This window comes from Mesorhizobium sp. M7A.F.Ca.CA.001.08.2.1, from assembly GCF_003998455.1.
GTDB classification, from domain to species: Bacteria; Pseudomonadota; Alphaproteobacteria; order Rhizobiales; family Rhizobiaceae; genus Mesorhizobium; species Mesorhizobium ciceri.
Genome location: NZ_RZPW01000142.1, coordinates 1 through 10,211, shown reverse-complemented (window position 1 = coordinate 10,211; position 10,211 = coordinate 1). Strand labels below are relative to the sequence as shown.

At 61.4% G+C, this 10,211-nt stretch carries 9 protein-coding genes; 6 read left to right on the top strand and 3 right to left on the bottom strand.

Translation table 11 applies throughout. The features are described 5' to 3' along the window. A partial coding sequence (locus EN914_RS11315; protein ID WP_348631902.1) for an FAD-dependent oxidoreductase occupies positions 1-487 on the top strand: 487 nt, incomplete at its 5' end. On the opposite strand, the gene EN914_RS11310 is transcribed toward EN914_RS11315, so the two are convergent. Both EN914_RS11310 and EN914_RS11305 read right to left on the bottom strand, forming a co-directional pair. Further along, entirely contained in the window at positions 481-1,860 is a 1,380-nt protein-coding gene (locus EN914_RS11310; protein ID WP_024504595.1) for a pyridoxal-dependent decarboxylase, read from the bottom strand. The genes EN914_RS11315 and EN914_RS11310 overlap by 7 nt on opposite strands. A 49-nt stretch (positions 1,861-1,909) precedes the next feature. Then, positions 1,910-2,500: a hypothetical protein gene (locus tag EN914_RS11305; RefSeq protein WP_024504594.1), complete on the bottom strand. Its 591-nt coding sequence runs from the start codon at positions 2,498-2,500 to the stop codon at positions 1,910-1,912. A gap of 338 nt (positions 2,501-2,838) precedes the next feature. Here EN914_RS11305 and EN914_RS11300 point away from each other — a divergent pair, with 338 nt between their 5' ends. From EN914_RS11300 to EN914_RS11285, 4 genes are all read left to right on the top strand, one after another. Then, positions 2,839-3,468 carry an ATP-dependent Clp protease proteolytic subunit gene (locus tag EN914_RS11300; RefSeq protein WP_024504593.1) on the top strand — a complete coding sequence of 210 codons (630 nt, stop codon included), beginning with the start codon at positions 2,839-2,841 and terminating at the stop codon, positions 3,466-3,468. Between the two features lie 297 nt (positions 3,469-3,765). Continuing rightward, a complete protein-coding gene (gene clpX, locus EN914_RS11295) occupies positions 3,766-5,040 on the top strand; it encodes an ATP-dependent Clp protease ATP-binding subunit ClpX (protein WP_013532190.1) in 1,275 nt (424 codons plus the stop codon). Between the two features lie 306 nt (positions 5,041-5,346). Then, positions 5,347-7,758: an endopeptidase La gene (gene lon / locus EN914_RS11290; protein ID WP_013532189.1), complete on the top strand. Its 2,412-nt coding sequence runs from the start codon at positions 5,347-5,349 to the stop codon at positions 7,756-7,758. Positions 7,759-8,056: 298 nt separating this feature from the next. After that, positions 8,057-8,329 (top strand): HU family DNA-binding protein, encoded by a 273-nt coding sequence (locus EN914_RS11285; protein ID WP_006201846.1) that lies wholly within the window; start codon positions 8,057-8,059, stop codon positions 8,327-8,329. Positions 8,330-8,473: 144 nt separating this feature from the next. On the opposite strand, the gene EN914_RS11280 is transcribed toward EN914_RS11285, so the two are convergent. Then, positions 8,474-9,496 carry an aldo/keto reductase gene (locus EN914_RS11280; RefSeq protein WP_024504592.1) on the bottom strand — a complete coding sequence of 341 codons (1,023 nt, stop codon included), beginning with the start codon at positions 9,494-9,496 and terminating at the stop codon, positions 8,474-8,476. Between the two features lie 179 nt (positions 9,497-9,675). Here EN914_RS11280 and EN914_RS11275 point away from each other — a divergent pair. Continuing rightward, positions 9,676-10,211 (top strand): SIS domain-containing protein (locus EN914_RS11275; protein ID WP_127389081.1); only part of this gene is annotated, 536 nt, incomplete at its 3' end.

Sequence of the window (10,211 nt, the reverse complement as noted above, 5' to 3'; positions counted from 1 at the left end):
GGTCGACTCCGAGGCCGGCCACATCGTGCTCGAAAGCGGCGAGACGATGCAGGCCGACCGTATCGTCGTCGCCGCCGGCGCCTGGGTGCTAAAGCTGTTTCCGGAACTGGATGGAGAATTGAAGACCTATCGAACCGCACTTGCCTATGTCGAACCGCCGGCCGACCTCAAGGCGGCCTGGCAGGCGGCACCGGTCGTGCTCGATGTCGGCGGCGCGATCGACGGCTATGTGATCCCGCCCTCCGGCGGCGCCGGCATGAAGTTCGGGTCAGGGCTGCACAAGGTGCCGACCAGCGACGCCGATTGGAACCGCGAGCCGGTGGCGGGCGAGGGCGAGGCGATCCGCAACCTGTTTTCGCCGCCGATCGCCCGCATCGAAGAGGCGCGTTGCCGCTGCTGTCGGCGATGGGGATATCGCCGGTCTGAAGGCATGGCTGCGGGCGGAGGTCGCCTGAAACACGAGGCCAAATCCGCAGCGGTTCAATGATTGAGTTCGTCTGCGGCGGCAATGACTTCGGACACAATCGCCCGCACGTCATCCAAGGTCGTCCTGTGATTGACGAAACACGCCCGCAGCGCGAACTGACCGCTGATCGTTGCATTCGACAGATACACGAGGCCGCGCGCGATCACGCGGCGCAGGATCGCTTCGTTGTCCTTAGAGCGGTGACGGAAACAGACCGCGCTTAGCGATACCGGCGCAAGCTGCTCAAGCTCCGGCTGTGAAGCGATTGCCTGTGCCAGCATCTGGGCATGGTAGAGATCGCGCGCGATGGCTTCGCGATAGGCACGGCGCCCGTGATACTGCAGCGACATCCAGAGCTTCAGCGCACGGAAGCGCCGAGACAGTTCGATCGACTCTTCAAAGAATGCAAATGCTTCCGTTGGGTCTTCGCTCAATATCCTGACGTAGTCGTCGCTGTGCGAGAAAGTCGTGCGCGCAATGTCTGGGTGGCGATTGAGCAGGCAGCCGCAATCGAGTGGCTGATAGAGCCATTTGTGCGCATCGAGCGACAGCGAATCCGCCAAAGACAGTCCCTGGAACTTTTCCGGGACGGTCAGGGCCGCCAGTCCCCCATAGGCCCCATCGACATGCATCCACAACGCTTCCCTGCGGGCAATGTCTGCGATTTCGGGAAGGGGATCGATCGCACCGGAGATGATGGTGCCGGCCGTGGCCACGATGGCGATGGGCATGTTGCCGATGCCGCGGTCGGCTGCAATAGCTGCCTGGAGGGCATCCGTCCGCATCCTGAATTTGTCGTCGACAGGGATCAAACGGAGATTTTTTCTACCGATCCCCAACAGCGCGACGGCCTTGGGAATGGACATGTGCACTTGCTCGGAAGCATAGATCACGCACGGTCGCACGCCTGTTTCGTTGGCTGGCAGCTTCGCTTCCCGCGCCATCGCCAGGGCCATGAGGTTCGCCGTCGAGCCGCCGCCGCACAGGCTGCCTGTAAATCCGGGGCAACCGACAGCCTCCGCCAACCATTCGACGACGGCGCGTTCGATCGATGTCGCAGCCGGTGCCGAGCGCCACGACGTCACATTCTGATTGAGCACCGCAGCCAGCAATTCCCCCAGCGCGCCGATCGGTTCGCCGGAGCCGACGACATAACCGAAGAACCTGCCGGTTGAAGGCCGCACATGCTCCGCTATCGACTTGAAATCCTGCAAGACTTCCCGACCACGACCGCTCTCCTGCCAAGGCCGCGAGAAGAGTTCCGTCGTCTGTTTGCCGCTGGTCGTGGGATACGTCCGACGTTCCTCGAGGGAGGCCCAATAAGCTTTGGCAAGCGCCAAGGCTTCTTCGGCAAGGTCTGACAATTCCTGATTGGAAATTTCCAGGTCGCGCATGCCCTCAGCCCAACGGAGATCCGCTGCGAAGCAGGGTACGCCATGCGCGCTAATCCTGGCAATGCCTGGGAATATGCACCCGCCGCCAACTGGATGAGCCTTCCCGGACCAACACACGACGCGCGACGGTCTGGTAGGAGGCGGGGACATCGATGACGCGCCTTTGTTCCGGCCGCACCAGCACCTCCTCGGCGATGCTGTCATATTGTGCGGGAATGACGACGCGCCGCGTGCGTTCGGGCTGGATCACGACGGTCTCTGCGACGCGTTCGTAGCGCGCCTTGTGCCATACCTTGCACAGCACCTTGCGGCCATGGATGACGCGCCATTCCCAGGAATAGCCGCCGCCATCGACCCGGACCGTACGGTAGACGGTGCGGGTGACGGCCGGTACGATCTGGTAGGTCACTTGCGCCGGAACGGTCATCACGACGCGCTCGCGCGTGCCAAAGATAGGGGCGATATAGTCGACCTGCTGACCGGGCGGACTGATCATCACGTCTTCATAGACCGTGTCATAGACGGCCGGACTGCGGACCGGCTCATAACATTCGACGGCGCGGCCGCCGGCCGCCGTCTGCGAAATCGTGCCGAGCACGGTCAGGCCGGCAATGGTGAAGCATGCGGTTTTCCCGGGCATGACACTCCCCCTGTTGAACTCTATGCATAAGTTCAACGTTGAATTGTAGAGGAAGCCGTCTCGGAAAAAAGCGGTTTCGGCGCATTTCGTTAAGTGACGCGGTTAAGAAACTGCTACGTTGCGGGGCCGGCGATGCGGCTCCGGACCCGCGGAAGCATCCGCCGCCGCGAATCCTTGGTCAGAAAGCTTGATTCGACTTACCCAGATGGCTAGGAGGGGTCGGCCTTGCACAAGGACGAGCCGGCATCCTATTTACGGAATAACGATCCAGAACCGATTCTGCCCGATCTGCCGGCATTCCCGGCGCCGGAATCCCACCGCGAGATAAGAGATACCTGATGAAGAACCCCGTCGAAACCTACATGAACCTCGTTCCGATGGTGGTCGAACAGACCAATCGCGGCGAGCGGGCCTACGACATTTTCTCGCGCCTCCTCAAGGAGCGCATCATTTTCATCACCGGTCCGGTCGAGGACGGCATGGCGACGCTGGTCTGCGCGCAGCTTTTGTTCCTCGAAGCTGAGAATCCGAAGAAGGAAATCAACCTTTACATCAATTCGCCGGGCGGCGTCGTCACCTCGGGCATGGCGATCTACGACACCATGCAGTTCATCAAGCCGGCCGTGTCGACGCTCTGCATCGGCCAGGCGGCTTCGATGGGTTCGCTGCTCCTGACTGCCGGTCACAAGGACATGCGCTTTGCCACGCCGAACGCCCGCATCATGGTTCACCAGCCTTCCGGCGGCTTTCAGGGCCAGGCGTCCGACATCGAGCGCCATGCCCTGGATATCATCAAGCTGAAGCGTCGCCTCAACGAGGTCTACGTCAGGCACACCGGCAAGAGCTATGAAGAGATCGAGAAAACGCTCGACCGCGACCATTTCATGACCGCCGACGAAGCCAAGGATTTCGGCCTCATCGACAAGGTCATTTCGTCGCGCGAGGCGGCCGAAGGGGCGCTGGCATAAAGGCAAGTTGGCAGTTGGATGGCACCATCACGCGCTTTTGGCGCGTCTTGCGGCATTTCGGCCACAATTGGCTGTTCCCTCGGGGGACAGGATTGCCTACGTTAAGGCTATGTTGAGTTTCGGCGGCTTAGCTTTATGCGGGGTTGTCGCGAATCATTGCCACGTTTTCTGATTTGTGTTTCGTACGGAATGCGTTGCGGGAGCCGGGACACACTGGCGGCGGCGGATTCCCGCGATAGATAGAGTATGCGCCCTTTCAGCCAGACCATCGGCGGGCGGCCATGAAAGGACATGAAAATGAGCAAGGTCGGCAACAACAGCGGCGATTCCAAGAACACGCTTTACTGCTCGTTTTGCGGCAAAAGCCAGCACGAAGTGCGCAAGCTGATCGCCGGTCCGACGGTCTTCATCTGCGACGAGTGCGTCGAACTCTGCATGGACATCATCCGTGAAGAGAACAAGACCTCGATGGTGAAGTCGCGCGAAGGCGTGCCGACACCGCAGGAGATCCTCAAGGTTCTCGACGACTATGTCATCGGTCAGCCCTACGCCAAGCGCGTGCTGTCGGTGGCGGTCCACAATCACTACAAGCGCCTCGCGCATGCCGGCAAGAACAACGATGTCGAACTGGCGAAGTCCAACATCCTTTTGATCGGCCCGACCGGTTGCGGCAAGACGCTGCTCGCGCAGACGCTGGCCCGCATCATCGACGTGCCGTTCACCATGGCTGACGCGACGACGCTGACCGAAGCCGGCTATGTCGGCGAGGACGTCGAAAACATCATCCTGAAGCTGTTGCAGTCGGCCGACTACAATGTCGAGCGCGCCCAGCGCGGCATCGTCTACATCGACGAAATCGACAAGATTTCGCGCAAGTCGGACAATCCCTCGATCACCCGCGACGTCTCGGGCGAGGGCGTGCAGCAGGCGCTCTTGAAGATCATGGAAGGCACCGTCGCCTCCGTGCCGCCACAGGGCGGCAGGAAGCACCCGCAGCAGGAATTCCTGCAGGTCGATACAGCCAACATCCTGTTCATCTGCGGCGGCGCCTTCGCCGGGCTGGACAAGATCATCTCGGATCGCGGCCGCAAGACGTCGATCGGCTTCGGCGCGGTCGTCGCTTCGCCGGAGGATCGCCGCACTGGCGATGTTTTCCGCCTGGTCGAGCCCGAGGATCTGTTGAAGTTCGGTCTCATCCCTGAGTTTGTCGGCCGTCTGCCGGTCCTGGCGACGCTGGAAGATCTCGATGAACCGGCGCTGATCCAGATCCTGACCGAGCCGAAGAACGCGCTGGTCAAGCAGTATCAGCGGCTGTTCGAGATGGAAAATGTCGACCTGACCTTCCATGAGAACGCTCTTTCGGCGATCGCCAAGCGCGCCATTGAGCGCAAGACCGGCGCGCGCGGCCTGCGTTCGATCATGGAGGCGATCCTGCTCGACACGATGTTCGAGCTTCCCGCACTCGAAGGCGTGCGCGAAGTGGTGATTTCGGAGGAGGTGGTGACCGGCAGTGCCCGGCCGCTCTACATCTACTCCGAGCAGAAGGAAAAGAAGGGCAATGTCAGCGCCTGACATGAGCCCGCAGCGAAATTCTGAAACGGCGCCGCAAGGCGCCGTTTTGCTGTCGCACAGCGGTTTTGCGCGGCGTACGGGCTGGCGTCGCAAATGTGTCACTCGCGGACGGGTTGGGAGTGCGGATTTGGACACGCCCCTTGATCTTTGGGGGTCGTGCATCCAACTAACTGGAGAAGGCCGAGGTGCCCGATTTCTGTGCTGTAAAACTCCCGTCACAAACGGTGGTAGGCGGAACGATCCCCGGTCGTTAATATAAGATTCGCGGTTGGCTCAATTAGCGGCCGCGACATGAAAGGTTGGACAATGGCCAAAGTATCCAAGGCACCCAGCGACGGCGTCTTCGCAGTTCTCCCACTGCGCGACATCGTGGTGTTCCCGCACATGATCGTTCCGCTCTTCGTCGGGCGTGAGAAGTCGATCAAGGCGCTGGAAGAGGTGATGGGTCAGGAAAAGCAGATCCTGCTTGCCACCCAGATGAATGCCGCCGATGACGATCCCGAGCCCGATGCCATTTTCGACATCGGCACGCTCGCCAATGTGCTGCAATTGCTTAAGCTGCCCGACGGCACCGTCAAGGTTCTGGTCGAAGGCGCTTCGCGTGCGAAAATCGTCTCGTTCACCGACCGTCCCGATTTCCACGAGGCCCGCGCCGCGGCGCTGGTCGAGCCGGAAGAGGAAGAGGTCGAGGTTGAGGCGCTGGCGCGTTCGGTCGTCACCGACTTCGAAAATTACGTCAAGCTGAACAAGAAGATCTCGCCCGAAGTGGTGGGTGCTGCCAGCCAGATCGACGACTACTCCAAGCTCGCCGACACGGTTGCCTCGCATCTCGCCATCAAGATCCCCGAGAAGCAGGAGATGCTGGCCACGCTTTCGGTCAAGGAGCGGCTGGAAAAGGCGATGGGCTTCATGGAAGCCGAAATCTCCGTCCTGCAGGTGGAGAAGCGCATCCGCTCGCGTGTCAAGCGCCAGATGGAGAAGACGCAGCGCGAGTACTACCTGAACGAGCAGATGAAGGCGATCCAGAAGGAACTCGGCGAAGGCGAGGACGGCCGCGACGAGGCCGCCGAGATCGAGGCGCGCATCAAGAAGACCAAGCTCTCCAAGGAGGCCCGCGAAAAGGCGGAAGCCGAGTTGAAGAAGCTCCGGACGATGTCGCCGATGTCGGCTGAATCGACGGTCGTGCGCAACTATCTCGACTGGATCCTGTCGATCCCGTGGGGCAAGAACTCCAAGGTCAAGCAGGACCTGGCTTTCGCGCAGAACGTGCTCGATACCGACCATTTCGGCCTCGACAAGGTCAAGGAGCGCATCGTCGAGTATCTCGCCGTGCAGAGCCGCCAGAAGAAGCTGAAGGGGCCGATCCTGTGCCTCGTCGGCCCTCCCGGTGTCGGCAAGACCTCGCTCGGCAAGTCGATCGCCAAGGCGACTGGACGCGAGTTCATCCGCATGGCGCTGGGCGGCGTGCGTGACGAGGCCGAGATCCGTGGCCACCGGCGCACCTATATCGGCTCGATGCCCGGCAAGGTCATCCAGTCGATGAAGAAGGCCAAGAAGTCCAACCCGCTCTTCCTGCTCGACGAGATCGACAAGATGGGCCAGGACTTCCGTGGCGATCCGTCATCGGCGTTGCTCGAGGTCCTCGATCCGGAACAGAACTCGACGTTCATGGACCACTACCTCGAGGTCGAATACGATCTGTCGAGCGTCATGTTCGTGACGACGGCGAACACGCTGAACATCCCGGCGCCCTTGATGGACCGCATGGAGATCATCCGTATCGCCGGCTACACCGAGGACGAGAAGATCGAGATCGCCAAGCGGCACCTGATGCCTAAGGTGATCCGCGATCACGCGCTGCAGCCGAAGGAGTTTTCCGTCGGTGAGGACGCGATCCGCGCCATCGTCCAGACCTACACCCGTGAAGCGGGCGTCAGAAGCCTGGAGCGCGAGCTGATGAAGCTCGGGCGCAAGGCGGTGACCGAGATCCTGAAGACGAAGAAGAAGACGGTGAACATCACGGCGGCGAACCTCGCCGATTACCTCGGTGTTGAACGCTTCCGCTTCGGTCAGGTCGAGGCTGACGATCAGGTCGGTGTCGTTACCGGACTCGCCTGGACGGAAGTCGGCGGCGAGCTGCTGACGGTCGAAGGCGTCATGATGCCCGGCAAGGGCCGCATGACGGTGACCGGCAATTTGCGCGACGTGATGAAGGAATCGATTTCGGCGGCGGCCTCCTATGTCCGCTCGCGCGCCGTCGATTTCGGCATCGAGCCGCCGCTGTTCGACAAGCGCGACATCCACGTGCACTTGCCGGAAGGCGCCACGCCGAAGGACGGCCCGTCTGCAGGTGCTGCCATGGCGACAGCTATTGTGTCGGTACTGACGGGTATTCCGGTCCGGGCGGATGTGGCGATGACCGGCGAGATAACGCTTCGCGGCCGCATCCTGCCGATCGGCGGGCTCAAGGAGAAGCTGCTCGCCGCACTGCGCGGCGGCATCAAGAAGGTGCTGATCCCGGAAGACAATGCCAAGGATCTGGCGGAGATTCCGGACAATGTGAAGAACGGCATGGAGATCATTCCGGTCTCACGTGTCGGCGAGGTGTTGCGCCACGCGCTGGTGCGTATGCCGGAGCCGATCGAATGGGTCGAGCCGGTCAATCCGCCGGCTGCGACAGACAGTGCCGACGACGCTGGAAAGTCCCTGGCGCATTAGAGCGCCGGGCGTCCATCTGGACGCACAAAGGACGCTCTAACGCCCAGACTTGCGCATGGCCCTTGCCGCAAACCGGCTACGGTTTTCGGGGCCATGCGTTGGTTTTCGTCGAGGTTGCAGCGCACAAACGGAGAGCCGGGCCTGACGCCCGGCTTTTTCATGTGAAAAACCCCGGAATTCCGGGCTTTTTCCGCTTTTTTCCTGCCTTTTCGACTTGGTTGCGGGAGCGCTTCTTTCTAAAGTCCGTTTCCTGCCGGATGAGTCGATAGTTCCGGTGTTCTCATGGAAGGGAATTTTTATGAACAAGAACGAACTGGTGTCCGCTGTCGCCGACGCCGCGAGCATTTCGAAGGGTGACGCGCAGTCGGCGGTCGATGCGGTATTTTCCGTGATCACCGGCGAACTGAAGAAGGGCGGCGATGTCCGGCTTGTCGGCTTTGGCAATTTCACCGTGTCAAAGCGTGCCGCCTCGACCGGCCGCAATCCTCAGACCGGCGCCGAAGTGAAGATCCCGGCGCGTACCGTGCCGAAGTTCTCGGCCGGCAAAGGCCTCAAGGACGCAGTCAACTAAGCGTTTTTTCTTTTCAGAGACCTCAGAAAAGCCGGGCTTGCCCGGCTTTTCATTTTGGTGCCCTACGTTGGTTCATGCGACCAGAAAAGCCGGGCTTGCCCGGCTTTTCATTTTGGTGCCCGACGCTGACGCGACGCGGCCGGCTTATGCGGTCGGCGCATCAGTGCGCATAAGACCTTCCTCCTTGAGATCCGTCCAAAGTGCTGCGGGCAGTTTCGCATCGAGCAGCGAGCGATTGCTCTCGACCTCGCTCGGCCGTTGGCCACCGGGGATCACCGAAACGACTGAAGGATGCAGCAGCGGGAATTGCAGGGCGGCCTCGATCAGCCTGACACCATGACGCTTGCAGACGTTCTCGATCCCGGCGACCCGTTCGAGTATGTCCTTCGGCGCTTCGGAGTAGTTGTAGTAGGCTCCGGGCTTCGGCCCTGTTGCGAGGATGCCGGAGTTGTAGGGTCCGCCGAGAACGATGCCGATGCCGCGTGCCTGGCAGAGCGGCAGGAAGGACGTCAGCGCCTCCTGTTCCAAGAGCGTATAGCGCCCGGCCAGCAGGAACAGATCGAAGTCGCCGCGCTCAGCCAGCGTCTGCGCGACCTGCCATTCATTGATGCCGCCGCCGAACGCCTTGATCACGCCCTGGTCGCGCAGCGACAGCAGGCCGTAATAGCCCGAGCGCATGAACTCCTCGATGCGCCGGTCGGAGGCTTCCTTGCTGCCATGCGTGAAGATGTCGACATCGTGCACGAAGAGTATGTCGATCCGATCGACGCCGAGGCGCTCAAGCGAGGCTTCGAACGAGCGCATGACACCGTCATAGCTGTAGTCGTACACCTCGCGGCGTGATGGCGTGTCGAAGAACTTGCCGATGCCGGTGCGCTCTTCGGGCGGGCAGGCACGCATGATGCGGCCGACCTTGCTCGACAGCACATAGTCAGCGCGCTTCTTACCGCGCAGGAACGGGTTGAGCCGCGTTTCCGAGAGGCCGAGCCCATAGAGCGGCGCGGTGTCGTAGTAGCGGCAGCCGGTCGCCCAGGCGGCCTCCAGCGTGGCGTTGGCGTCCTCGTCGGAGACGGCACGGTAGAGATTGCCGAGCGGCGCCGCGCCGAAGCCGAGCTCGGTGAAACTGATGCCGCCATTGCCGATGCGGTCGAAATGCCGTGTCTTCATATCCTGCTGTTTGCCTCGCCTGATTTGTCTGACATGACACTATCACGCCTGTGATCAGGCAAAAGCATAGCTGCGCGTTGGACACGCATTTTCGCGGTTGCTAGCATGAACGAAATCAAGCTGTTCGTGGCAGCAAGAGCGGGCAAATACCAAGGTGATTTTTCAATGGCGGGTTTGCGGTGAGCGACAAGAGCAAAAGCCTGTTCGAGACCGCACTTGAGGAGCTGGGTGGCGTGCTGGCACGCATCGACGAAAGCCGGATCGACGCCGCCTGCAAAATGCTGGCCGGCGCGCGACAGATCGTCGTCTATGGCTGCGGCCGCGAGGCCTTGCAGGTCAAGGGTTTTGCCATGCGGCTCTACCATTTGGGCCTGCCGGTTTCCGTGGTCGGCGACATGAACACGCCGCCGCTGGGGCAGAGCGATGTCTTCCTGGTCAGTTCCGGGCCGGGAGAAACCTCGACCGTGCTGACCCTGATGCAGGTCGCGCGCCAAGCAGGTGCAACCAATCTCCTGCTGACCGCCCAGGCCGAAGGCAGCGCGGCAAGGCTTGCCGACTTCACGCTGCTCATTCCCGCGCAGACCATGGCCAACGATCAGGGGGCGCAAAAAACATCGGTCCTGCCGATGGGCTCGGTGTTCGAAGGCGCGCTGTTCCTGCTGTTTGAGGTGATGGTGCTGAAGCTTAGGGAATTGACCGGCGCGTCGCCCGAAGC